The organism is Klebsiella sp. WP3-W18-ESBL-02 (assembly GCF_014168815.1).
GTDB classification, from domain to species: Bacteria; Pseudomonadota; Gammaproteobacteria; order Enterobacterales; family Enterobacteriaceae; genus Kluyvera; species Kluyvera ascorbata_B.
The window spans coordinates 1155052-1177960 of record NZ_AP021972.1 but is presented as its reverse complement, the minus strand read 5'-3'; the positions used below and the strand labels follow the sequence as shown (position 1 = coordinate 1177960).

At 58.4% G+C, this 22909-nt stretch carries 21 protein-coding genes and 1 pseudogene; 10 read left to right on the top strand and 12 right to left on the bottom strand.

Features of this window, described 5'->3' with window-relative positions; all coding sequences use genetic code 11:
- Positions 1-6: 6 nt before the first annotated feature.
- From fdhF to H7R56_RS05680, 3 genes are all read right to left on the bottom strand, one after another.
- Entirely contained in the window at positions 7-2157 is a 2151-nt protein-coding gene (fdhF, locus tag H7R56_RS05690) for a formate dehydrogenase subunit alpha (RefSeq protein WP_182928544.1), read from the bottom strand.
- Between the two features lie 37 nt (positions 2158-2194).
- Positions 2195-2740: an electron transport protein HydN gene (hydN, locus tag H7R56_RS05685; RefSeq protein ID WP_106928279.1), complete on the bottom strand. Its 546-nt coding sequence runs from the start codon at positions 2738-2740 to the stop codon at positions 2195-2197.
- Between the two features lie 144 nt (positions 2741-2884).
- On the bottom strand, positions 2885-3898 hold the full coding sequence (locus H7R56_RS05680) for a LacI family DNA-binding transcriptional regulator (protein ID WP_106928277.1): 1014 nt from the start codon (positions 3896-3898) through the stop codon (positions 2885-2887).
- A gap of 262 nt (positions 3899-4160) precedes the next feature.
- Here H7R56_RS05680 and ascF point away from each other — a divergent pair, with 262 nt between their 5' ends.
- Both ascF and H7R56_RS05670 read left to right on the top strand, forming a co-directional pair.
- The gene (gene ascF, locus H7R56_RS05675) at positions 4161-5612 is read left to right on the top strand and encodes a PTS cellobiose/arbutin/salicin transporter subunit IIBC (RefSeq protein WP_106928276.1); all 1452 of its coding nucleotides are present in this window, start codon (positions 4161-4163) and stop codon (positions 5610-5612) included.
- Between the two features lie 21 nt (positions 5613-5633).
- Entirely contained in the window at positions 5634-7058 is a 1425-nt protein-coding gene (locus tag H7R56_RS05670; protein WP_106928274.1) for a 6-phospho-beta-glucosidase, read from the top strand.
- A gap of 99 nt (positions 7059-7157) precedes the next feature.
- Here H7R56_RS05670 and hycI read toward each other — a convergent pair whose 3' ends face one another.
- The 9 genes from hycI to hycA form a co-directional block, all read right to left on the bottom strand.
- The gene (gene hycI, locus H7R56_RS05665; RefSeq protein ID WP_106928272.1) at positions 7158-7637 is read right to left on the bottom strand and encodes a hydrogenase maturation peptidase HycI; all 480 of its coding nucleotides are present in this window, start codon (positions 7635-7637) and stop codon (positions 7158-7160) included.
- The gene (locus tag H7R56_RS05660; protein ID WP_106928271.1) at positions 7630-8040 is read right to left on the bottom strand and encodes a formate hydrogenlyase maturation HycH family protein; all 411 of its coding nucleotides are present in this window, start codon (positions 8038-8040) and stop codon (positions 7630-7632) included. The genes hycI and H7R56_RS05660 overlap by 8 nt, the downstream gene beginning before the upstream one ends.
- Complete coding sequence (locus H7R56_RS05655; RefSeq protein ID WP_106928269.1) at positions 8037-8804, bottom strand: NADH-quinone oxidoreductase subunit B family protein; 768 nt, start codon at positions 8802-8804, stop codon at positions 8037-8039. The genes H7R56_RS05660 and H7R56_RS05655 overlap by 4 nt, the downstream gene beginning before the upstream one ends.
- Positions 8804-9346 (bottom strand): formate hydrogenlyase complex iron-sulfur subunit, encoded by a 543-nt coding sequence (locus H7R56_RS05650; protein ID WP_106928267.1) that lies wholly within the window; start codon positions 9344-9346, stop codon positions 8804-8806. Before H7R56_RS05650 ends, H7R56_RS05655 begins: the two co-directional genes overlap by 1 nt.
- A gap of 164 nt (positions 9347-9510) precedes the next feature.
- Entirely contained in the window at positions 9511-11220 is a 1710-nt protein-coding gene (gene hycE, locus H7R56_RS05645; protein WP_106928265.1) for a formate hydrogenlyase subunit HycE, read from the bottom strand.
- Positions 11221-11236: 16 nt separating this feature from the next.
- Positions 11237-12160: a respiratory chain complex I subunit 1 family protein gene (locus tag H7R56_RS05640; RefSeq protein WP_106928263.1), complete on the bottom strand. Its 924-nt coding sequence runs from the start codon at positions 12158-12160 to the stop codon at positions 11237-11239.
- Positions 12161-12162: 2 nt separating this feature from the next.
- Positions 12163-13989: a formate hydrogenlyase subunit 3 gene (hycC, locus tag H7R56_RS05635; protein ID WP_106928261.1), complete on the bottom strand. Its 1827-nt coding sequence runs from the start codon at positions 13987-13989 to the stop codon at positions 12163-12165.
- On the bottom strand, positions 13986-14594 hold the full coding sequence (locus tag H7R56_RS05630; protein ID WP_106928259.1) for a 4Fe-4S dicluster domain-containing protein: 609 nt from the start codon (positions 14592-14594) through the stop codon (positions 13986-13988). The genes hycC and H7R56_RS05630 overlap by 4 nt, the downstream gene beginning before the upstream one ends.
- An 83-nt stretch (positions 14595-14677) precedes the next feature.
- On the bottom strand, positions 14678-15145 hold the full coding sequence (gene hycA / locus H7R56_RS05625) for a formate hydrogenlyase regulator HycA (RefSeq protein ID WP_182928543.1): 468 nt from the start codon (positions 15143-15145) through the stop codon (positions 14678-14680).
- Between the two features lie 215 nt (positions 15146-15360).
- On the opposite strand from hycA, the gene hypA reads away from it, so the two are divergent.
- The 8 genes and pseudogenes from hypA (at position 15361) to H7R56_RS05585 (ending at position 22745) form a co-directional block, all read left to right on the top strand.
- Entirely contained in the window at positions 15361-15711 is a 351-nt protein-coding gene (gene hypA, locus H7R56_RS05620; protein ID WP_106928255.1) for a hydrogenase maturation nickel metallochaperone HypA, read from the top strand.
- A gap of 3 nt (positions 15712-15714) precedes the next feature.
- A complete protein-coding gene (hypB, locus tag H7R56_RS05615) occupies positions 15715-16587 on the top strand; it encodes a hydrogenase nickel incorporation protein HypB (protein WP_106928253.1) in 873 nt (290 codons plus the stop codon).
- Complete coding sequence (locus tag H7R56_RS05610; RefSeq protein ID WP_106928251.1) at positions 16578-16850, top strand: HypC/HybG/HupF family hydrogenase formation chaperone; 273 nt, start codon at positions 16578-16580, stop codon at positions 16848-16850. The genes hypB and H7R56_RS05610 overlap by 10 nt, the downstream gene beginning before the upstream one ends.
- Positions 16850-17995 carry a hydrogenase formation protein HypD gene (gene hypD, locus H7R56_RS05605; RefSeq protein WP_106928248.1) on the top strand — a complete coding sequence of 382 codons (1146 nt, stop codon included), beginning with the start codon at positions 16850-16852 and terminating at the stop codon, positions 17993-17995. The genes H7R56_RS05610 and hypD overlap by 1 nt, the downstream gene beginning before the upstream one ends.
- Positions 17992-19002, top strand: a complete 1011-nt coding sequence (hypE, locus tag H7R56_RS05600) for a hydrogenase expression/formation protein HypE (RefSeq protein WP_106928246.1) — start codon at positions 17992-17994, stop codon at positions 19000-19002. Before hypD ends, hypE begins: the two co-directional genes overlap by 4 nt.
- A 76-nt stretch (positions 19003-19078) precedes the next feature.
- A pseudogene (gene flhA / locus H7R56_RS05595) lies at positions 19079-21160 on the top strand (formate hydrogenlyase transcriptional activator FlhA).
- Positions 21161-21216: 56 nt separating this feature from the next.
- On the top strand, positions 21217-21645 hold the full coding sequence (locus H7R56_RS05590; protein ID WP_106928242.1) for a TOBE domain-containing protein: 429 nt from the start codon (positions 21217-21219) through the stop codon (positions 21643-21645).
- Between the two features lie 164 nt (positions 21646-21809).
- The gene (locus H7R56_RS05585) at positions 21810-22745 is read left to right on the top strand and encodes an alpha/beta hydrolase (protein WP_106928240.1); all 936 of its coding nucleotides are present in this window, start codon (positions 21810-21812) and stop codon (positions 22743-22745) included.
- Positions 22746-22909: the final 164 nt, after the last annotated feature.

The window sequence follows — 22909 nt, the reverse complement described above, 5'->3', positions numbered from 1 at the left end:
AGTGATTTACCCGTGTACCGCCGCTTTCAGACGCATTTTCATCGACTGATAGCTTTGTAACGCATGATTTTCGGCCCAGTGTTGATCCTCAATCGCTTCCACTTTTACCGCGCAGTACTTGGTTTCCGGCGTTTTGGAAATCGGGTCGAGATTGTCCTGGGTCAGTTCGTTGCAGGCGCCAATCCACCATTGGTAGGTCATGTATACGCTGCCTTGGTTGATACGTTCGCTGACGTTAGCGCGGGTGATAACTTTGCCACGGCGTGAAGAAACCCAGACCAGCTGTTTGTCCTGCACGTTCAGCAGTGCGGCATCCTGCGGGTTAATCTGCACGAAGCCAGGTTCATCGGCCAGCGACTGCAGCGCTGCGCAGTTACCGGTCATCGAGCGGCAAGAGTAGTGCCCCACCTCACGCACCGTACACAGCACCAGCGGGAATTCGGCGTCCGGGCTTTCCGCAGGCGCACGCCACGGCGCGGCAAACAGATGGCCCTTACCGTCCGGCGTGGCAAACGCGTTGCCTTCATAGAGGTATGGCGTACCGGGATGGTCCAGCGTCGGGCAAGGCCACTGCACGTGGCCCATGTCACCCATTTTTTCGTAGGTCACACCGTAGAACAGCGGGCACAGCTCGCGCATTTCGTCCCAAATCTGCTGGTTATTGTCATAGTGCATCGGATAGCCCATTTCGGTGGCGATCAGGCTGATAATGTCCCAGTCACGCTTCACGTTATAGGTCGGTTCGATGGCTTTTTCGAAACGCTGGAAGCCGCGGTCAGCACAGGTAAAGACGCCGCCGTGTTCGCCCCAGGAGGTCGCTGGCAGCAGCACGTCCGCCTGTTCGGCGGTTTTGGTCATAAAGATGTCCTGCACCACCACGAAATCGAGCGCCTCAAACCCTTTGCGCACCAGGCCCAGATCGGCCTCCGTTTGCAGCGGATCTTCGCCCATGATGTAGTAGGCTTTGACCTTCCCTTCGAGCGTCAGGTGCGGGACTTCGGTAATGCGTACGCCGACTTTGTCATCCATTACGCTGGCATCAATGCCCCACGCCTTGGCGAACTTCGCGCGTACCTGCGGGTCAACCACATCCTGATAGCCGGGGAACTGGTTTGGCAGCACGCCCATATCACAGGCGCCCTGTACGTTGTTCTGTCCACGCACCGGGCCCACGCCAACGGCTTCGCGCCCGAGGTTGCCGGTCAGCAGCGCCAGGCTTGCCAGCCCTTTCACCACGTCAACAGCCTGACCAAACTGGGTCACGCCCATCCCCCACATAATGGTCGCCGACGGTGCCGCCGCATAGGTGCGCATCGCCTGACGTACCTGTGCAGCAGGAATGCCGGTCAGCGATTCCACCGCTTCCGGCGCGTAGTCTTTCACCACTTCACGCATCTCTTCCAGCCCGGTGGTGTAGCGGGCGACGTATTCTTTGTCGTACAGCTCTTCTTCCAGCAGCACGTGGGCAAACGCGTTCACCAGCGCCATGTTGCTGCCGTTACGCATCTGTAAGTGCTGATCGGCAATGCGCGCGGTTTCAATTTTGCGCGGATCGCAGACGATAATTTTGGCCCCTTTCTCTTTGGCCTTAATAACCCGACGCGCCACGATCGGGTGCGAGTCAGCGCAGTTGTAGCCAAAGACCAGCAGGCAGCGGGAGTTTTCAATATCGCCGATGCTGTTACTCATCGCGCCGTTGCCCAGTACGTCCTGTAAACCTGCGACGGATGGGCCGTGGCACACGCGGGCGCAGCAGTCGACGTTATTGGTATGCAGCACGCCGCGGGCGAATTTTTGCATCACATAGTTGGTTTCATTGCCGGTACCGCGCGATGACCCGGTAGTCATAATGGCGCGCGGGCCGAATTCAGCTTTAATGTCGCCAAGGCGCTTCGCGGTGTAACGAATCGCTTCATCCCAGCTCACGGGGGTCAGTTTGCCGCCCTTCTCATAGCGGATCATCGGCTGCGTTAAGCGAGGCGTCAGCAGCTGGGTGTCGTTAAGGAAGTCCCAGCCGTAGTAGCCTTTCAGGCACAGCTCGTTCTGGTTGGTTTGGCCGTTGGCGGCTTCGGCACGAATAATTTTACCGTTGTCGACAACCAGTTTCAGTTTGCAACCCGCGCCACAATAAGGGCATACGCTCGTGATTTTTTTCATCAGTAACAGACCTGTTAAAAGAGAAATCTAAGGATGATTAAAGAGAGATAGACGCGGCGCTTTCCAGCGCGGCGCGACGGCGTTTTTCCGCGCTCAGCTGTTCCAGCTTGTCGCGGTCAACGCAAAACAGCGCGTGTGTCGGGCACGCTTCCATACAGGCAGGGCCGGCTTCACGATGGAAACAGAGGTCGCATTTATTGGCTTCCGCTTTTTCCGCGCGTACCTTCAGGCCCGCGCCGCTGTCGCGAACGACCGGACGCACCACCACTTCCATGGCGCCGTACGGGCAGGCCACCACACAGGTTTTACAGCCGATGCAGCGCTCCTGCATGACGTGAATAAACCCTTTGTCGCGAATGATAGCGCCGTTCGGACAGACGTTGGCGCACGGCGCGTCTTCGCACTGACGGCAGGCGGTGGCGGTCGATACATCCACGCCTTTGATAACGTGAATACGGGGCAGGAAAGACTGTGGCGTCAGTGCGGCGCAGTCCTGGTCCTGCTGGTGAGAAACAACGCAGGCGACTTCGCACGTACGACAGCCAATACATTTACTCGCATCAGCGATGATGAAACGGTTCATCAACTTCTCCAGCTATGACAGTGATTGCGCGGGAGGATGCATTATTCGAGCCAACTTTTACAAAGTTGATTTTTAAGGATATTCTTTAGATTAACCGTGAAGATTCGCTGTCATCGTCACTAATGACGATGACAGCTGACGACGCTAGCGGTGGGGACCCGCCGCGATGGAGTCACGGGCGATCAGTTCACCGGGGAAGGTTTGCTGGTATTTAAAATCGCCGCCGTCGAGCATAAAAATAAGCCGGTGGATGGTCTCTTTAATCATTTCCGTCACCGGAATACGTACGCTTGAAAGTGACGGAACCATATAGGGTGCCAATGTGATATCGTCGAAGCCAATCACCGACACCTGCTGTGGCACCGCGATATCGCGATCGTGGAGGCGCTTGATTGCCCCCACAGCCATATCATCGTTACTTGCCACCAGCGCACTAAACGGCACCTGCCGCGTCAGCAGCGTGTCAACGCCCGCGGCACCGGTGGCCGGCGTCCATTTACCTTCAACAATCAGCGCGTCACGCACCGCAATGCCGTGCTGAGCCAACGCGTCTTTGTAACCCGAGAGGCGCTCAATGCCGGTTGGCGAATCGAGCGAGCCGGTAATAAACGCAATATCGCGATGGCCCAGCGCGATTAAGCGCTCCACCGCCATCTGGCTGGCATTTTTTTGATCGCAATAGACACAGTGGCTGCTGTTGCGCCGCAGCCGACGGTTAATCACCAGCACCGGCTGGGGCTGCTGCTCAATCATGTCGTCAATTTCGTCGACGCTTAAAAAACGCGGATAAATAATAATGCCGTCGCAGCGCAGGTCGAGCAGATACTGAATGGCCTCCCGCTCTTCCTCCGCGCTGTGCTTGCCGTCCGCCAGCACCAGCCGTCGCCCCTGATCTTCCGTCATGCTTGCCGCGTGGTACAACAGTTCACTGAAGTACACGCCGTGATAAAGGGTATTGGTGACCACCAGCCCCAGCGTCTGCGTCTTTTTCGTCGCCAGGTTACGCGCCAGCAGATTCGGCCGATAGCCGCTCTCTTCAATGGCCAGAAACACCCGATCTTTTGTTTCCTGGCTGACGTAACCGTTGCCCGATAGCACCCGCGATACGGTGGCTTTCGATACGCCCGCCCGTCGTGCCACCTCTAGCATCGTCGTCATCGTTGTTCCTTTAAGAAATGATCTGTCAGCAGTGTACTTCACCGTCTGAGGATTTTCAGCAACGGCAAAACCGCGGCAAAAGGGGTCTTCGCGCTTTCATGTGATCGGTTTCACGAATTAATTAAAAACAAAAATTAGATCTTGCCGCAACAAAATAAACACCAGATGATTATGTGGAACCGGTTTCCTATACAACGTTTCATCGCCGACCAGCCTCGGCCGATGCGCGACAAGTACCCTACTGATAAAACAGGATTTTCCGATGGCTAAAAATTATGCGGCTCTGGCGCAATCCGTGGTGAACGCGCTGGGCGGCGTGGATAATATCGCCGCCGTCACACACTGCATGACCCGTCTGCGCTTCGTGCTCAAAGACGATTCGCAGGTTGATAGCGCCACGCTTAAAGGCATCAGCGGCGTGATGGGCGTGGTACGTACCGACAGCCAGTGCCAGGTGATCATTGGCAACACCGTCTCGCAGGCCTACCGCGAAGTGGTCAGCCTGCTGCCCGGCGATCTTCAGCCAGCCGTTCCGGTCGGGAAGCCCAAACTCACCTTCAAGCGCGTCGGCGCGGGAATACTCGACGCGCTGATCGGCACCATGTCTCCGCTGATCCCGGCGATTATCGGTGGATCGATGGTCAAACTGCTGGCCATGATCCTCGAAATGACCGGCGTGCTGTCGAAAGGTGCGCCAACGCTGACCATTCTGACCGCGATCGGCGACGGCGCGTTCTTCTTCCTGCCGCTGATGGTCGCCGCCTCGGCGGCGGTAAAATTCAAAACCAATATGTCGCTGGCAATTGCTATCGCCGGGGTGCTGGTGCATCCCAGCTTTATTGAGTTGATGGCAAAGGCCGCTCAGGGCGAGCACGTTGAGTTCGCTTTTATTCCGGTGACGGCGGTGAAATACACCTACACCGTGATACCGGCGCTGGTGATGACCTGGTGCCTGTCTTATATCGAGCGCTGGGTCGATCGGATCACACCGGCAGTCACCAAAAACTTCCTGAAACCCATGCTGATCGTGCTGATTGCCGCCCCGCTGGCGATCGTCCTGATCGGCCCGATTGGCATCTGGATCGGTAGCGCTATCTCCGCGCTGGTGTACACCATTCACGGCTATCTGGGCTGGCTGTCTGTCGCCATTATGGGCGCCCTGTGGCCGCTGCTGGTGATGACCGGGATGCACCGCGTGTTTACCCCCACCATCATTCAGACCATCGCCGAAACCGGCAAAGAAGGGATGGTGATGCCGTCAGAAATCGGCGCTAACCTGTCGCTCGGCGGCTCGTCACTGGCGGTCGCATGGAAAACAAAAAACCCGGAGCTGCGCCAGACCGCGCTGGCGGCAGCGGCTTCGGCGATTCTTGCCGGTATCTCTGAACCGGCGCTGTACGGGGTGGCGGTTCGCCTGAAACGCCCGTTAATCGCCAGCCTGATTAGCGGCTTTATCTGCGGCGCCGTCGCCGGTATCGCCGGTCTGGCGAGCCACTCAATGGCCGCACCGGGTCTGTTCACCAGCGTACAGTTCTTCGATCCCGCCAATCCGATGACTATCGTATGGGTGTTTGGCGTCATGGCGCTGGCGGTGGTGCTGTCGTTCGTGCTGACGCTGATCCTCGGCTTTGAGGATATTCCGGTAGAGGATGCCGCCGCCGATGCGCGTCAACGCCAGGCAACCGCCCCGGCCGCCGCGGCCCGCGTGGCATAATTTTTAATAGCGAGGTAACGCATGTCGACATTTCCGCAAGGATTTCTCTGGGGCGGCGCCATTGCCGCCAACCAGGCCGAAGGGGCCTATCTGGAAGGCGGTAAAGGCCTGACAACCGTGGATATGATTCCGCACGGCGCCAACCGTCTGCCGGTCAAACTCGGCCAGGAAAAACGCTTTGCGTTGCGCGATGACGAGTTCTATCCAAGCCATCAGGCCATCGATTTCTATCATCGCTACAAAGAAGATATTGCCCTCATGGCAGAGATGGGCTTTGGCGTATTCCGTACCTCCATTGCCTGGAGCCGTCTGTACCCCAACGGCGATGAACTGACGCCAAATGAGGAAGGTATCGCCTTTTACCGCGACCTGTTCCGCGAGTGCAAAAAATACGGTATCGAGCCGCTGGTCACCCTGTGCCACTTTGATGTTCCGATGCATCTGGTGACCGAATACGGTTCGTGGCGTAATCGCAAAATGGTGGCGTTTTTCACCCGCTATGCGCGCACCTGCTTTGAGGCGTTCGACGGGCTGGTGAAATACTGGCTGACCTTCAATGAAATCAACATCATGCTCCACAGCCCGTTCTCCGGCGCCGGGCTGGTGTTTGAAGAGGGGGAAAACCAGGATCAGGTGAAATACCAGGCCGCGCATCACGAACTGGTGGCCAGCGCATTGGCCACCCAAATTGCCCACGAGGTCAACCCGCAAAACCAGGTCGGCTGTATGCTGGCGGGCGGTAACTTCTACCCGTACTCCTGTAAGCCTGAAGACGTGTGGACAGCGCTGGAGAAAGATCGCGAGAACCTGTTCTTTATCGATGTACAGGCGCGCGGCGCGTACCCGGCCTATTCCGCCCGCGTTTTCCGCGAGAAAGGCGTCACCATCGCGAAAGAAGCGGGAGACGACGAGGCGCTGAAGCACACCGTCGATTTCGTGTCGTTTAGCTACTACGCCTCGCGCTGCGCCTCGGCGGAGATGAACGCCAACAACACCAACGCGGCAAACATAGTCAAGTCACTGAAAAACCCGTACATCGAGGCCAGTGAATGGGGCTGGGGCATCGACCCGCTCGGCCTGCGAATTACCATGAACATGATGTATGACCGCTACCAGAAGCCGCTGTTCCTGGTGGAAAACGGCCTGGGCGCCAAGGACGTGGTCAACGCCGACGGGCAGATCGACGACGATTACCGCATCAGCTATCTGCGCGAACATATCCGCGCAATGGGTGACGCCATTGAAGACGGCGTACCGCTGATGGGCTACACCACCTGGGGCTGTATTGACCTGGTGGCAGCCTCTACGGGGGAGATGAGCAAGCGCTATGGGTTTGTCTACGTTGACCGCGACGATGCGGGGAACGGCACGCTGGCGCGGACGCGTAAAAAGTCGTTCTGGTGGTATAAGAAGGTGATTGCCAGCAACGGGGAAGATTTGGCGTAAAAATAGGGTGCCGGATGGCGGCGTTGCCTTATCCGGCCTACCAGAAACGTGCCGTACGTAGGCCGGATAAGCGAAGCGCCACCCGGCATCACAAACGGATCAACACGACTCGTCGTCCTCAGCCTCTAACTGCGCAAACCCGCCGTTCTCCTGCCAGTTTTCCAGCCGCTGATACACCACCTCAACCGCGTCTTTAATGGCCTGAGTCATTGGGTAATAAAAGCCCACGATATCCGGCTGAATGCCGAGGAAAATCACCTCGCCCACGTCGTCTTTCAGCTGATCGACCAGATAGTTCAGCGGCATATTGTGGGTGGTCATCATAAACATCTCGGCGATGTCGTCCGGATCGATAATACGTATTTCGCCCGGATTCAGCCCCATATCGGTAGCGTCAACAATCAGCAGACGTGCAGGGTTCAGCTCGCGAATCGCCACGATGTCATTTTCCGGCGCACTGCCGCCGTCAATCACGACCCACGCCCCTTTCGGCTGGGCGGCGCACATTTCAGCGAGCAGCGGACCGGCGCCGTCATCGCCCATCATGCTATTGCCAACACAGAGTAAAACGTCAGTCACGGAGCCTCCTGACCATCAGGTAGATGGCGCTTTCTTGATAAATGGCATGCAGCATATTGAGCATCGCTTCGCTCCACGCCTGCTGTTCCGGCGTCTGGCGTGCGCGCGCTTTGTCAAACGCGTTGGCCAGCATCGACACGTGGTTACTGTCGATAACAATTTCGCCGTATTTCGGCACCCCTTCCATTTTCCGCCGCGCCGTACTGCCCTCTTCCAGCGTAGCTATCCACGCCCGATAGTCATCCCACGGGCAGGTCAGCGCGGCTTCCAGGCAATCGATGACCCCAAGGTGGTGGCCAATCGCCAGGCTGTAATAGACAACCTGCTGCGCCTCGGAAGGCGTTGCATCGTTCTCATCAATGAATTTACGGCTCAGTTGACTGAACACCACCTGTTCGCTCATCGAATTCGCGCTCCTTCTACCACATGGCCCAGCTGCGTGACGATTTCCGTCAGACGCGGATCGTTTTCTGCCTCCAGCCACTGCTGAACCCGCTCGTCACCCTGCCCCAAATGCAGCATATAGTCGTCCGCAATCTGACGACCGTAGCGGTAGCCCGCCAGGCGACGCGCGGCGCGGTCAACCTGAACGCGCAGCGGCTGCACCATATCCGGATGGAGGATTTCGGCAGGCTGGGCATCCAGCTCGCCCGGCGCGCGGGCATGGATTTTCTGCTCCAGCAGACCCAGCGCCATGGCAAAGCCGTACAGCGTAGCGGCAGGCGTTGGCGGGCAGCCGGGGATGTACACGTCGACCGGCACGATTTTGTCGGTGCCGCCCCAGACGCAGTACAAGTCGTGGAAGATACCGCCGCTGTTACCGCAGGCTCCGTAAGAGATACAGATTTTCGGGTCCGGCGCAGACTGCCAGGCGCGCAGCGCCGGTGAGCGCATAGCGCGCGTCACCGCACCGGTAAACAGCAGAATGTCGGCGTGGCGCGGCGATGGCACCACTTTAATGCCAAAACGTTCAGCATCAAACAGCGGTGACAGCGTGGCGAAAATTTCGATTTCGCAGCCGTTGCAGCCGCCGCAGTCGACGCGGTAAACGTAGGCGGAACGCTTAATGTTTTTTAGCAGCGACGCTTTCATGCTGGCGATAGATTCGTCTACCGTCATCGGCACTGGCATGCCGTTATCGTCGCGTGGCCCGATTAAGTTGCTCATCAGATGGCCTCTTTCATGTGGCGAGTCAGGTCAATACGATCGGAGGGCACCAGACATTTCTGACGCTTACATTCCGGGCAGGTTTCAAAGCTTTCACGGTGGTGTTCCGCGCGGCTGTCACCGTTGTGCTTGAGAATTTCAATCGCGTAATCAATCTCTTTTTGCACCGCAAACGGACGCTGACACACGCGGCAGTTGCAGATATCGAAGCGAGACTGCTGGAGGAAATCTTCTTTTTTCCACACCGCCAGCTCATATTCCTGAGACAGCTTGATCGCCGCGGTCGGGCACACTTCCTCACAGCGACCGCAGAAAATGCAGCGACCGAGGTTGAACTGCCACGCCAGCTGATTGGCGGCGAGATCGGTTTCCACCGTCAGCGCGTTCGACGGGCAGGCGTTGACGCACGCCGCGCAGCCAACACACTGCTGCGGGTTGTGTTCCGGTTTGCCGCGGAAGTTTTTATCCACCGGCATCGCTTCCAGCGGATAAGACGAGGTGGTCACGCCGGTTTTAATGGCTTTTTTAATAAAGGTAAACATAGTTGCTCCCGGATGCGTGCGGGGTTTTACCCTCACCCTAGCCCTCTCCCTGAAAGGGAGAGGGAACAGATCGGCGTTGTCAGTGAATACGCACGCGATCTGCCCTTCCCCCTCGCCCCTTTGGGGAGAGGGTCGGGGTGAGGGGCCCCCACGCAATGCCCCAATTATTTCAGCGGCGAGTTCTTACGCTCGATGCTGTAGCGCTCAAGCTCTTTATACGGCACGACCTTGCTTTTCTTCTTACGCACGTCGACCACGGTCATGCGGTCGGTACAGGAGTAGCAAGGATCGAGGCTACCGATAATCAGCGGCGCATCGGAAACGGTGTTACCACGCAGCATATAGCGCAGGGTCGGCCAGTTGGCGTAGGTCGCCGCACGGCAGCGCCAGCGGTACAGCTTCTGGTTGTCGCCGGTCATGCTCCAGTGGATATCATCGCCGCGCGGCGCTTCCGAGAAGCCCAGCGCAAAGCGATGCGGAATGTAGGTGAAACCTTCCACCGCCAGCGGGCCGCCCGGCAGGTTATCAAGGCCGTAGTCAATCATGTTCAGCGCGGTGAACACTTCGTTGATACGCACTTTCAGACGGGAAATCACGTCGCAGCCCTGTTCGCTGTGCACTTCCATCGGCAGCAGACCGTAACCGACAAACGGGTGATCGGCGCGGGTGTCGCGGGCGTGGCCGCTGGCGCGGACCATCGGGCCGACGTTACTGAAGTCACGGGCGATTTCCGGGTCCAGACGGCCGATACCGACGGTACGCTGTTCCATGTTCGGCGTACTCAGCAGAATATCCACCAGATCCTGCACGTCGCGGCGCATCTGCTGCGCCAGCTGACGGGTCTGGATCATGTCGTCTTTCAGGAAGTCACGACGAATACCGCCAATCAGGTTCAGGCCGTAGGTTTTACGCGCGCCGGTGAGGATTTCTGCCATTTTCATAGAGGCTTCACGCACGCGGAAAAACTGCATAAAGCCAGAGTCAAAGCCGGTGAAGTGACACGCCAGGCCGAGGTTCAGCAGGTGCGAGTGCAGGCGCTCAACTTCCAGCAGGATGGCGCGAATCATCTGTGCGCGTTCCGGTACCACGATGCCCATCGCATTCTCGACGGAGGTGGTGTAGGCGGTGCTGTGGGCAAAGCCACAGATGCCGCACACGCGGTCAGACAAGAAGGTGACTTCGTTGTAGCCCATACGGGTTTCCGCCAGTTTCTCCATGCCGCGGTGGACATAGAACAGACGGTAGTCGGCGTCGATAATGTTCTCGCCGTCAACGAACAGACGGAAGTGTCCCGGTTCGTCGGACGTCACGTGCAGCGGGCCAATCGGCACCACGTTGTTTTTCTTGGTGCCCAGCTCGTTGATGAACTCGTAGGTTTCCGCATCGGTGGTCGGTGCCGGGCGCTGGCGGTAGTCCATGCTGTCTTTACGCAACGGGTACAGCTCGTCCGGCCAATCGTCCGGCAGCACCAGACGACGCTCGTCCGGCAGGCCGACCGGGCGCAGACCGTACATGTCACGCACTTCGCGTTCGCCCCATACGGCGGCAGGTACGCGCGGCGTAACGGACGGATACTCCAGGGTGTTGGCGTCCACTTCGACGCGCACGGTGATCCAGCACTTAGTGCCCTTCTCCATCGACAACACGTAGTAAACGGCGTAATGACCGTTCAGCTTACGTTCATCGTTGCCAAACAGCACCGACAGCCAGCCGCCCTGGTGGTAGTAAAGAAACTCGACGACTTCCGGCAGGTAGTTCACCTTCACGGTAATCGTTAACTGGTCTTTGGTCTGCCAGGCTTCGTCCAGCACCACGCCCGGGTAGGCCTGGTGCAGCGCGGCGAGGTAGTGTTGACCCACTTTTTCTTCAGACATGCTCACAACTCTCTTATCACGCCACCAGCAAGGAGACGAAGGCTAAAAAGGCTAAACCGAACCCGGTCCAGGTAATGCGGCCGGTGATATCCAGACGCAGACGCGCCATGCTGTTTTCGAACAGGGCAATAATCAGCACCCCGACCACCAGCTTGACGATGGCGGCAATCACCGCAAGAACCAGGCCGCCGACGCTAAAGCTGGTCATCTGTCCCCACGGGATGAAGACGCCAACAAACATCTGCAGCACCACCAGCTGTTTGAGGCTGATGCCCCACTTCAGCACGCCAAAGCCGCTACCGCTGTACTCGGACAGCGGGCCTTCCTGCAACTCTTGCTCTGCTTCCGCGAGATCGAACGGCAGTTTGCCCATTTCGATAAAGGTGGCGAAGGCGCAGGCGCAGAAGGCCAGCACCAGCGGAATGCTGCGGCTGACCGGCCAGTGGTACAGGGTGTTGGTGATATTGCTGATATGAGTAGAGCCCGCAACCAGCGCGGCGACCCACAGTCCGAGCAGCAGGATAGGTTCCACCAGCACGCCGAGCATCGCTTCACGGCTGGCGCCGATGGCGGTGAACGGGCTACCGGTGTCCAGACCGGCAATGGCGAAGAAGAAACGCGCCACGGCGAACAGGTAAATAAGGGTGATAAGGTCGCCCAGACCCGGCATCGGGGAAGCGACCGTCACCACCGGCAGCGCGGTCGCGATCGTCAGCATCACGCCGACCATCACAAACGGCGTCAGGCGGAACACCCAGCCGGAGGCATCCGGGCCAACGCTCTGACGGCCCAGCAGTTTGATGATGTCGCGATACTCCTGCATCACGCCCGGGCCGCGACGGTTATGCAACCGTGCGCGCAGCACGCGGGTGATACCGGAAAGCAGCGGCGCGACGGCGAATAGCACCAGCGCCTGCAGTACAGCAAATAGGAACGTCATGTTCAGGCTCCTCGAGAGATGACAATCACGACCAGCACCGCCAGTTCAACCAGCGCCAGACGTTGCAGCAGCAGCGGCGCCGCCGCGTTCTGCCAGCCCGGAACCCACGACACCGGATTCAGCCATTGACGCAGCTTCAGCACCGGTGCAAACGCCTGTTTCACCGGCATCGCGAAGCCGTGTGCGGTAATGACCATTGATTTTTCATGGTCGTAGCCGCACACCCACGCCGCGCCGCGCGAACGGCTCGGCAGACGGTTGCCTTTAAACAGCGCCAGAATAATGAACGGCAGCAGTGGGCAAGCAATCAGCAGCAGGGTAATCATCGGCTGGGAGACCACGGTATGTGCGGTTGCCATCGGCAGCGGCACGGCGGTACTCAGCATGGGCAACAGCCACGGTGCAGCAACACCGCCGACGATACACAGCAGCGCCATCGCGACGGTGCTCGCCGACATCAGCAGCGGCGCGCAGCAGGCGTTTTCCGCTTCTTGCGTCCGCGGCGCGCCCAGGAAGGTGACGCCGTAGACTTTCGCCATACACATCACCGCCAGCGCACCGGTGATCGCCAGGCCAACCGCCAGCAGCGGGCCAAGCAGACGGCCGATAAACGCGCCGCTGGTGCTCAGTTTGAAGAACGACTGATAGATAACCCACTCACCGGCAAAACCGTTCAGCGGCGGCAGCGCGGCCATCGCCATCAGCCCTACCAGCATCGCCAGCGAAATCATCGGCATACGCTTGCCGATGCCGCCCAGTTTTTCGATATCGCGGTGGCCGGTACGGAACCAGACCGCACCCGCGCCGAGGAACAACGTGGTTTTAAACAGACTGTGATTGAGCAGATGGTACAGGCCACCGACCAGCCCCAGCGCCACCATCACCGGCTGTTGCAGCGCCAGGCCGGTGATGCCCACACCTAAACCGAGCAGAATAATGCCGATATTTTCCAGCGTGTGGTACGCCAGCAGCCGCTGGATATTGTGTTCCATTAACGCGTACAGGCCGCCCACGAAGGCGGTGATCATCCCCAGCACCAGCAGGGCTATCCCCCACCACAACGGCTGTGCGTTACCCAGCAAAGACACGGTGAGAATGCCGAGCAGTCCCACTTTCATCACCACGGTAGAGAACAGCGCGGCGGCCGGTGCGCTGGCGTTGGCATGCGCCTGTGGCACCCAGCCGTGCAGCGGGATAATCCCGGCCAGCAGGCCAAAGCCGATAACGCACAGCAGCCAGATGTCGGAGCCAATGGGCAGCTGCTGCGCGCGTTCATTCAGCAACAGCAGGTCCTGCGTGCCGTAGCGCTGCCACAGCAGCAGGCAGGCAATCGCCAGCAGAATCGTGCCCAGTCGACCTAGCGCGAACCACAGCTTGCCGGATGAAGCACAGCCGGTAAGAAATGCACCGCACAGCGCCATAATTTCGGCCATCACCACCAGTGAGCCTACGCTGCTGGCGACAATCGCGCACACGGCGGCGGCCAGCAGGACGTTAATCAGCAGGCCGTTATTACGCACCTTCGGATGACGATGCCAGTCAATGTTGTACAGGCTGACAAACAGACCACACAGGCCCAGCGCTATCAGCCAGACCGCATTCAGCGGGGTGACCAGTACGCTGTAGTGCACCAGCCGTAGGCTGCCCATCGCCGGGAAGCCACGAACCAGCACCTGCACGCCAGCCAGCAGCGCGCACAGGCTACCCAGTGCGCCACCGATACCGGCAATCACACCGCTCAGCGATTTTTTCAGCGACAGTAAAAAGGCGAATACCGCGGCAAAAGCAAACCACGCCACCGCGCTATTAATTAAGGTCATCACGCTCATTTCACCTCTCCTTGTTGCGCCTGAAACAGCGAAAGATCGCCCAAATCAGTGTGGAAGGTCAGCTCACGCTTGCGTTTGCTGGCGCGGGCGATGTCCATGTTATTGACCAGATGCAGCGCTTTCGTTGGGCAGGTGCGTACGCAGGCCGGGCCCTGTTCATCGAACTGGCACAGATCGCACTTCACCGCGATGGCGCGAACGCCCGGCACCCAGTCCAGTAACGTACTGACGCGAGCCGGCGCCGGCGGAGCCGGTAGCGCTTTTGGCGTATTGGCGTTGGCCGGGATATCCAGCGGACGGCTGCCGGAAAATTCAATGGCGCCAAACGGGCAGGCAATACCACACAGTTTGCAGCTCACGCAGAGGCTTTCATTCAGCTGAACGGCTCCGTCTACGCGGGTAATAGCATTCACCGGACAAACGCCAGCGCACGGCGCGTCTTCGCAGTGGTGACACATCTGCGGCGCGGATTCTTTTTCATTGAGCATGACTCTGAGCCGCGGCATGGATTGCAGGCCGTGCTGGCGGTGCGTTTCCGCACAGGCCGCTTCACAGGTGCGGCAACCAATACAAACGGTAGAGTCAGCAATTACAAAACGATTCACCAGGTCTTCCTCAGGTGACAGTCATTTTTGACGAAATCATGCAGAGCAGGTGTCATTTCGACACCCGTCGACACACCAAATATTCAGGCGATGGATGCCCGATGAGGGTCCTGCGCCAGTTTGTCGAAACTCACCGGGCTGTCGCTCTCCAGCGCGGCATACAGGGTGTCGTATACCGGCGAGATTTTGTCCAGATAGTGTTCCAGCACCTGCTCGCGATCGCGGATGTTGACCGTACCGTCGATAAAGCCGCTGTCGCTCAGCTCAGCGCGCGCAACGCATTCTTTATTCAGGCCATCTCGCGTTTCCACGTAGTACTCAACGGTGTGGCTGTTAAAGTTGTCAGCCAGCGTAACGGAGACGATGAAATGCTTGAACAGCACGAAGCTCAGCTCTTTATCCGGTGCGCAGTTCATTGCATGATGCAGACGCGCTTTTGACAACGTGATCCCTTGAACCAGAGCGTTACAGTACACACGCCATTGATCCTGATGGCGGCGGTGACGATCGGCGATGTAATCGGCCTTCTCGCTAATTTCCCAAATAGTCATGTCGGTTACCCGGTTAATAGAAACAAGCCTCCTAAGCAGATTTCATGCCATGTTTTTAACCAATTGATTTTTATTATATTTATATAAATGACATGCCGTAGACGACATGTCATTTCGTCAGCATGACATCGTCATCGACAGTCTTTTACGACGCCATTCCATCTCTGGCATCGTTATTGCATTACATCTGCGAGTCATCAAAAACGAGAGGCGATATGCACGAAATCACGCTCTGCCAGCGCGCGCTGGAAATTGTCGAACAGCAGGCGAGACAGAACGGCGCTAAGCGCGTGACTGGCGTTTGGATCAAGGTCGGGGCGTTTTCTTGCGTAGAGACCAGCGCGATGACCTTTTGTTTTGATCTGGTGTGCCGCGGCACGCTGGCTGAAGGCTGTACACTCCACGTCGAAGAGCAGGAGGCAGAATGCTGGTGTGAAGCCTGCCAGCAGTATGTCCAGCTCGTGTCGGTACACGTCCGCCGCTGCCCACAGTGCAACAGCGACAACCTGCGTATCGTCGCCGACGACGGTTTACAGATTCAGCGAATTGAAATTGATCAGGAGTAATGTATGTGTAGCACCTGTGGTTGTGCTGAAGGCAACCTCTATATAGAGGGCGATGAACGTAACCCGCATTCGCTGTTCCGCAGCGCCCCCTTCGCACCGGCGGGCCGTCCGGCTCTGTCGATTACCGGCGTCAGAACACAAGAATTTCAGCCGCAGGCCGCGGACAACGGCGACCTGCACTATGGCCACGGCGAGGCGGGCACCCACGCGCCGGGCATGAGCCAGCGCCGGATGCTGGAAGTGGAAATTGACGTGCTGGATAAAAACAATCAGATTGCCGCACGTAACCGCGCGCGTTTTGCCGCCCGCGAACAGCTGGTGCTGAATCTGGTTTCCAGCCCGGGATCCGGTAAAACCACCCTGCTCACCGAAACCCTGATGCGCCTGAAAGACCGCGTCTCCTGCGCCGTCATCGAAGGCGACCAGCAAACGGTTAACGATGCCGCGCGCATTCGCGCAACCGGTACGCCGGCCATTCAGGTCAACACCGGTAAAGGCTGTCACCTTGATGCGCAGATGATTGCCGATGCCGCCCCGCGCCTGCCGCTCGAGAGCAACGGGATTCTGTTTATCGAAAACGTCGGCAACCTGGTTTGCCCGGCGAGCTTTGATTTAGGCGAACGACACAAAGTCGCCGTGCTGTCGGTCACCGAAGGTGAAGACAAGCCCCTCAAGTACCCGCATATGTTTGCCGCCGCGTCGGTCATGCTGCTCAACAAAGTTGACCTGCTGCCGTACCTCAATTTCGACGTTGAGAAGTGCCTCGCCTGCGCGCGTGAAGTGAACCCGAATATTGAAATCATCCTGCTCTCCGCTACCAGCGGTGAAGGCATGGAGACCTGGTTAAACTGGCTGGAGGCGCAGCGATGTGCATAGGCATTCCAGGACAAATTGCCGCCATTGACGGCGTGCAGGCGAAGGTTGACGTTTGTGGTATCAAGCGTGATGTCGACCTGACGCTGGTCGGCGCAACCGATGAACACGGCCAGCCGCGTATCGGTCAGTGGGTACTGGTGCACGTAGGCTTTGCTATGAGCATTATTAACGAAGACGAGGCTCGCGATACCCTCGCGGCGCTGGAAAACATGTTTGAAGTCGAGCCGGACGTCGGCGCCCTGCTCTTTGGCGAGGAACGGTAATGCGCTTTGTTGATGAGTACCGTGCGCCGGAACAGGTGATGCAGCTCATCGCCCACCTGAAAAACCGGGCACAGCGTCTGGCCTACACCGCCGAACGCCCGCTGCGTATTATGGAAGTGTGCGGCGGCCACACGCACGCGATTTTTAAATTCGGTCTCGACCAACTCCTGCCAGAGAATATCGAATTTATTCACGGACCAGGCTGCCCGGTATGCGTGCTGCCTATGGGGCGAATTGACGCCTGCATCGAGATTGCCAGCCACCCCGACGTCGTTTTCTGTACCTTCGGCGATGCCATGCGCGTGCCGGGGAAAAACGGCTCGCTGATGCAGGCGAAATCACGCGGCGCGGATATCCGCATCGTGTATTCGCCAATGGACGCCCTCAAACTGGCGCAGCACAATCCGGATCGTAAAGTGGTGTTTTTCGGCCTCGGTTTTGAAACCACCATGCCGACAACGGCAATTACCCTCCAGCAGGCCAAAGCGCAGAACGTGGGTAACTTCTTCTTTTTCTGTCAGCACATTACGCTGATTCCAACCCTGCGCAGCCTGCTCGATCAGCCGGACAACGGCATCGATGCTTTTCTCGCACCGGGCCACGTCAGCATGGTGATAGGCACTCACGCCTACGGTTTTATCGCCAGCGACTACCATCGCCCGCTGGTGGTCGCCGGGTTTGAACCGGTCGATCTGCTCCAGGGGGTGAACATGCTGGTGGAGCAGAAGATTGCCGAAGCGCCTTGCGTGGAAAATCAGTATCGCCGCGTGGTGCCGGACGACGGTAATCGGCTTGCGCAAGAGGCCATTGCTGCCGTGTTTGCCGTGAAAGGCGACAGCGAATGGCGCGGCCTGGGGTTAATTAACGACTCTGGCGTGCAGCTGACGCCCGACTATCAGCGCTTCGACGCCGAAGCCCACTTTAAGCCACAGCCGCAGCGCGTCTGCGACGACCCGCGCGCCCGCTGTGGCGACGTATTGACCGGCCGCTGTGGCGACGTATTGACCGGCCGCTGTAAGCCGCATCAATGCCCGCTGTTCGGTGCCACCTGTAACCCACAGAGCGCGTTCGGCGCGCTGATGGTGTCATCCGAAGGGGCGTGTGCCGCCTGGTATCAATATCGCAGTCAGGAGTCCGAAGCATGAAGACAATCCAGTTAGCCCACGGCAGCGGCGGCCTGGCGATGCAGCAGCTGATCGACAGTCTGTTTATGAAGGCGTTCGCCAACCCCTGGCTGGCGGAGCAGGAGGACCAGGCGCGTCTGTCGCTGGCTTCTCTGACCGCCCACGGTGACCGTCTGGCCTTTTCTACCGACAGCTACGTGATAGACCCCCTGTTCTTCCCCGGAGGCAATATCGGCAAGCTGGCGGTCTGCGGCACGGCGAACGACGTGGCGGTCAGCGGTGCGGTACCGCGCTATCTTTCCTGCGGTTTTATTATTGAGGAAGGGCTAGCGATGGAGACGCTGGAGGCCGTGGTCAACAGCATGGCGGCGACCGCCCAGGCGGCGGAAATCGCCATCGTCACCGGCGACACCAAAGTGGTCGGTCGCGGCGCGGCGGACAAGCTTTTTATCAACACCGCCGGAATGGGCGCCATTCCGGCGGATATCCACTGGGGCGCGGCAACGCTGACGCCAGGTGACGTGCTCATCGTCAGCGGTACGCTAGGCGATCACGGTGCGACCATTCTCAACCTGCGTGAACAGCTCGGCCTCGACGGTGAACTGCAAAGCGACTGCGCGGTATTAACGCCGCTGATTCAAAGCCTGCGGCCCATCGACGGCGTCAAAGCGCTGCGTGATGCCACTCGCGGCGGGGTCAATGCGGTCGCCCACGAGTTTGCCGCGACCTGCGGCTACGGCGTTGAAATCCAGGAACAATACCTGCCGTTAAAAGATGCCGTACGCGGCGTGTGCGAATTATTGGGGCTGGACGCGCTTAACTTTGCTAATGAAGGTAAACTGGTTATCGGCGTCAGCCGGGAGGCCGCCGATACGGTACTCGCCGCACTGCGCGCGCACCCACTGGGCGCGGATGCCGCCATCATCGGCGAAGTGACCGAACGTCGAGGCGTTCGCGTGGCCGGGCTCTACGGCGTGAAGCGCACGCTGGATCTCCCCCACGCCGAACCGCTGCCGCGAATTTGTTAACCGGCCGCTCAAGGTCAGCATTTTATTATTATTATTATTTATCGCACCCAACGCGGTGCATTTATGGGCAAGTTACATGTCGTATACACCGATGGGCGATCTCGGGCAGCAAGGGCTGTTCGATATTACCCGGACTCTTCTTCAACAGCCGGATCTGGCTGCGCTAAGCGAAACGCTGGCGCATCTGGCTAAACAGGCGGCGCTGGCCGACAGCGCAGCAATTATCCTGCTCCAGCCGGGCAACCTGCGTGCGGGCTATCATACCTCGCGCGGCGCGGGCCAACCGCTGGCCTACGAGGACGATAATATCCTGGCCAACGGCCCGGTCAGACGTCTGCTCTCGCGCCCCGACGCGCTGCACTGCAGCTACAGCGAGTTCAACGAAGCCTGGCCACAGCTGGCCGCCAGCGAGCTGTATTCGCCTTTCGGTCACTACTGCCTGCTGCCGCTGGCGGCGGAAGGGCGCATTTTCGGCGGCTGCGAGTTTATCCGTAAAGACGATAGCCCGTGGACGGAAAAAGAGTACCAGCGTCTGCATACCTTTACGCAGATCGTCGCCGTGGTCACCGAGCAGATCCAAAGCCGGGTCACCAACAACGTTGATTACGATCTGCTGTGCCGCGAGCGCGATAACTTCCGTATTCTGGTGGCTATCACCAACGCCGTGCTATCGCGTCTGGATATGGATGAGTTAGTCAGCGCGGTCGCCAAAGAGATCCACTACTACTTCAATATTGACGCCATTAGCGTGGTGCTGCGCGGCAACCGCAAAGGCAAACTGAATATCTATTCGACGCACTACATCGACGTTAACGATCCGGTGCACGATCAAAGCGAAGTTAACGAGTCCGGCACGCTGACGGAGCAGGTATTTAAGAGCAAGGAGATGCTCAAGCTCAACCTCGACGAGCGCGATAAGCTGGCGCCGTACGAGCGCCATCTGTTTGAAATGTGGGACGACAAAATCCAGACGCTGTGCCTGCTGCCGCTGATGTCGGGCGACAAAATGCTCGGCGTGCTTAAGCTTGCCCAGTGCGACGAAAAGGTCTTTTGTGCCGCCAACCTGAAGCTGCTCAAGCAGATAGCGGAGCGCGTCTCCATCGCCGTTGATAACGCCCTCGCCTATCAGGAAATCCACCGTCTGAAAGAGCGCCTGGTGGATGAAAACCTGGCGTTGACCGAATAGCTGAACAACGTCGACGGCGAATTTGGCGAAATCATCGGCCGCAGCGAAGCGATGTTCAACGTGCTTAAGCAGGTTGAGATGGTTGCCCCAAGCGACAGCACGGTGCTGATCCTCGGGGAAACCGGCACCGGGAAAGAGCTGATCGCCCGCGCCATCCATAATCTCAGCGGCCGCAACACCCGCCGAATGGTGAAAATGAACTGTGCCGCGATGCCAGCCGGCCTGCTGGAAAGCGACCTGTTTGGCCACGAGCGCGGCGCGTTTACCGGCGCCAGCACCCAGCGAATCGGCCGCTTTGAGCTGGCGGATAAAAGCTCGCTGTTCCTCGACGAAGTGGGCGATATGCCGCTGGAGCTACAGCCTAAGCTGCTGCGCGTACTACAAGAACAGGAGTTTGAACGCCTGGGCAGCAATAAGCTGATCCAGACCGACGTACGCCTGATCGCCGCCACCAACCGCGATCTCAAGCAAATGGTGCTCGATCGCGAGTTCCGTAGCGATCTTTACTATCGTCTCAATGTGTTCCCGATCCACCTGCCACCGCTGCGCGAACGCCCGGAAGATATTCCGCTACTGGTGAAGGCGTTTACCTTCAAAATCGCCCGTCGGCTGGGCCGCAATATCGACAGTATTCCAGCGGAAACGCTGCGCATCCTTAGCCAGATGGAATGGCCAGGCAACGTGCGCGAGCTGGAAAACGTGATTGAACGCGCGGTGCTGCTGACGCGCGGCAGCGTGCTGCAGCTGTCCATGCCGGAGCTGGCGTTTGCCTCAGATGACGCGGAGCCCGTTCCGGCCGCCGAAGCGCCGAAAGAAGGCGAAGACGAATATCAGCTGATCGTTCGGGTGCTGAAAGAGACGAACGGCGTGGTCGCCGGGGCGAAAGGCGCGGCGCAGCGTCTGGGGCTTAAGCGCACCACATTGCTCTCAAGAATGAAACGTCTGGGCATTGATAAGGATTCGTTAATGTAGAAACTGTGGCTATACTGACCTCTGATTCGATAACAAGTGAATGGAGGCAGTATCGTATGGCAGTTTCAGCACGTAACCAATTAACGGGCACCATCAGCGCAGTCTCAACCGGCGCGGTCAACGACGAAATCGAACTGACCCTGCCGGGCGGCGCAAAGCTGGTGGCTATCGTCACCCACAGCAGCAAAGAAGCGCTGGGCCTGGTCAATGGGAAGGAAGCCATTGCCCTGATTAAAGCCCCGTGGGTAACGCTGGCAACCGAAGACTGCGGTCTGAAGTTCTCTGCCCGCAACCAGTTTGCCGGTGAAGTGACCCAGGTCACCGAAGGCGCGGTAAACGCGACCGTGCATATCAAAACCGACGCAGGCTTTGAGATTGTTGCGGTCATCACCAACGAAAGTCAGAGCGAGATGAAGCTGGCGAAAGGCAGCCGCGCTATTGCGCTGATCAAGGCTTCTGCAATCCTTATCGCCACACGCGCGTGAGTTTTCCCCGGCGTCGCGCTGCTCAGTTGGGCTACGCGACGCCGGGAATAACACCCACCTCACACCTTCTTGTTTCTCTATTTATGAAACACCATTGTGTGAATGCATTCCCGTTCTCACAATTTAATGGATGATAAATAAGCGTTTTCCCCGTGGAGACGTTTATGATGCGCTTACCTCTGTCCGCTGCTCTTGTTCTGGCATTTTCCGCGCAGGCGGCTTTTGCCACTCTGCCTGTCCTTTCCGTCTGGCCCAATGGCGAAGCGCCGGGGGCTAAAAACAGCCCGGTAACCTACGCGCTGGTGGAACGTAGCAAAGATCCCAAACTGCCGGATCGCGCCGTGACCGGCATCCGCGCGCCACAAATCACCGTCTACGCTCCGGCACATCCGAACGGCGTGGCGCTGCTGGTGACGCCGGGGGGCTCCTATCAGCGGGTGGTGCTGGATAAAGAAGGCAGCGATTTAGCCGCGCCGTTTAACGCCAAAGGCTACACGCTGTTTGTGATGACCTACCGCATGCCCGCCGACGGTCATGCCGAAGGGGCCAATGCGCCACTGGCTGACGCCCAGCGAGCGCTGCGCACCGTGCGCGCTAATGCCACAAAGTGGCATATTAACCCGCAAAAAATCGGCGTGATGGGCTTCTCTGCGGGCGGGCACGTGGCGGCAAGCCTTGAGACGCGCTACGACGAAGCGGTTTACTCGCCGCTCGACGATGTCGATAAACAGAGCGCACGTCCTGATTTTGTGGTGCTCGGCTACCCGGTTATTTCGATGGATAAAGCCATTGCTCACCCCGGTTCACGCACCGCATTAATTGGCGACACGCCATCCGCCGAGCAGATTAAGCGCTACTCTCCTGAGCTGAATATCACCGCTCAAACACCGCCAACCTTCCTGATGCACGCGGTGGATGACCCGTCAGTACCGGTCGAAAATTCGCTGGTGATGTTCAACGCCCTGCGCGCGCATAACGTGCCGACGGAGTTGCATCTGTTTGCCGAAGGTAAACACGGGTTTGGCATTCGCGGAACCAAAGGCCTGCCCGCCGCCGCATGGCCGGAGCTGGCGATGAATTGGGTTGCTTTGCTGCATTAGTCGCGCCTGATGGCGCTGCGCTTATCAGGCCTACAAACCCAATAACGGCACGGATCTGTAGGCCGGATAAGGCGAAGCCGCCATCCGGCAATCTGGTTTACCACCCAGACAAAATTGAGATCTCATTTTTCCCTTTCGATCACAATAATCCAGTAAATCACCTC

Coding starts and splice junctions, on each gene's coding strand:
- fdhF (WP_182928544.1), bottom strand. CDS start 2,157: ATGAAAAAAATCACGAGCGTATGCCCTTATTGTGGCGCGGGTTGCAAA.
- hydN (WP_106928279.1), bottom strand. CDS start 2,740: ATGAACCGTTTCATCATCGCTGATGCGAGTAAATGTATTGGCTGTCGT.
- H7R56_RS05680 (WP_106928277.1), bottom strand. CDS start 3,898: ATGACGACGATGCTAGAGGTGGCACGACGGGCGGGCGTATCGAAAGCC.
- ascF (WP_106928276.1), top strand. CDS start 4,161: ATGGCTAAAAATTATGCGGCTCTGGCGCAATCCGTGGTGAACGCGCTG.
- H7R56_RS05670 (WP_106928274.1), top strand. CDS start 5,634: ATGTCGACATTTCCGCAAGGATTTCTCTGGGGCGGCGCCATTGCCGCC.
- H7R56_RS05660 (WP_106928271.1), bottom strand. CDS start 8,040: ATGAGCGAACAGGTGGTGTTCAGTCAACTGAGCCGTAAATTCATTGAT.
- H7R56_RS05655 (WP_106928269.1), bottom strand. CDS start 8,804: ATGAGCAACTTAATCGGGCCACGCGACGATAACGGCATGCCAGTGCCG.
- H7R56_RS05650 (WP_106928267.1), bottom strand. CDS start 9,346: ATGTTTACCTTTATTAAAAAAGCCATTAAAACCGGCGTGACCACCTCG.
- hycE (WP_106928265.1), bottom strand. CDS start 11,220: ATGTCTGAAGAAAAAGTGGGTCAACACTACCTCGCCGCGCTGCACCAG.
- H7R56_RS05640 (WP_106928263.1), bottom strand. CDS start 12,160: ATGACGTTCCTATTTGCTGTACTGCAGGCGCTGGTGCTATTCGCCGTC.
- hycC (WP_106928261.1), bottom strand. CDS start 13,989: ATGAGCGTGATGACCTTAATTAATAGCGCGGTGGCGTGGTTTGCTTTT.
- hycA (WP_182928543.1), bottom strand. CDS start 15,145: ATGACTATTTGGGAAATTAGCGAGAAGGCCGATTACATCGCCGATCGT.
- hypA (WP_106928255.1), top strand. CDS start 15,361: ATGCACGAAATCACGCTCTGCCAGCGCGCGCTGGAAATTGTCGAACAG.
- hypB (WP_106928253.1), top strand. CDS start 15,715: ATGTGTAGCACCTGTGGTTGTGCTGAAGGCAACCTCTATATAGAGGGC.
- H7R56_RS05610 (WP_106928251.1), top strand. CDS start 16,578: ATGTGCATAGGCATTCCAGGACAAATTGCCGCCATTGACGGCGTGCAG.
- hypD (WP_106928248.1), top strand. CDS start 16,850: ATGCGCTTTGTTGATGAGTACCGTGCGCCGGAACAGGTGATGCAGCTC.
- hypE (WP_106928246.1), top strand. CDS start 17,992: ATGAAGACAATCCAGTTAGCCCACGGCAGCGGCGGCCTGGCGATGCAG.
- H7R56_RS05590 (WP_106928242.1), top strand. CDS start 21,217: ATGGCAGTTTCAGCACGTAACCAATTAACGGGCACCATCAGCGCAGTC.
- H7R56_RS05585 (WP_106928240.1), top strand. CDS start 21,810: ATGATGCGCTTACCTCTGTCCGCTGCTCTTGTTCTGGCATTTTCCGCG.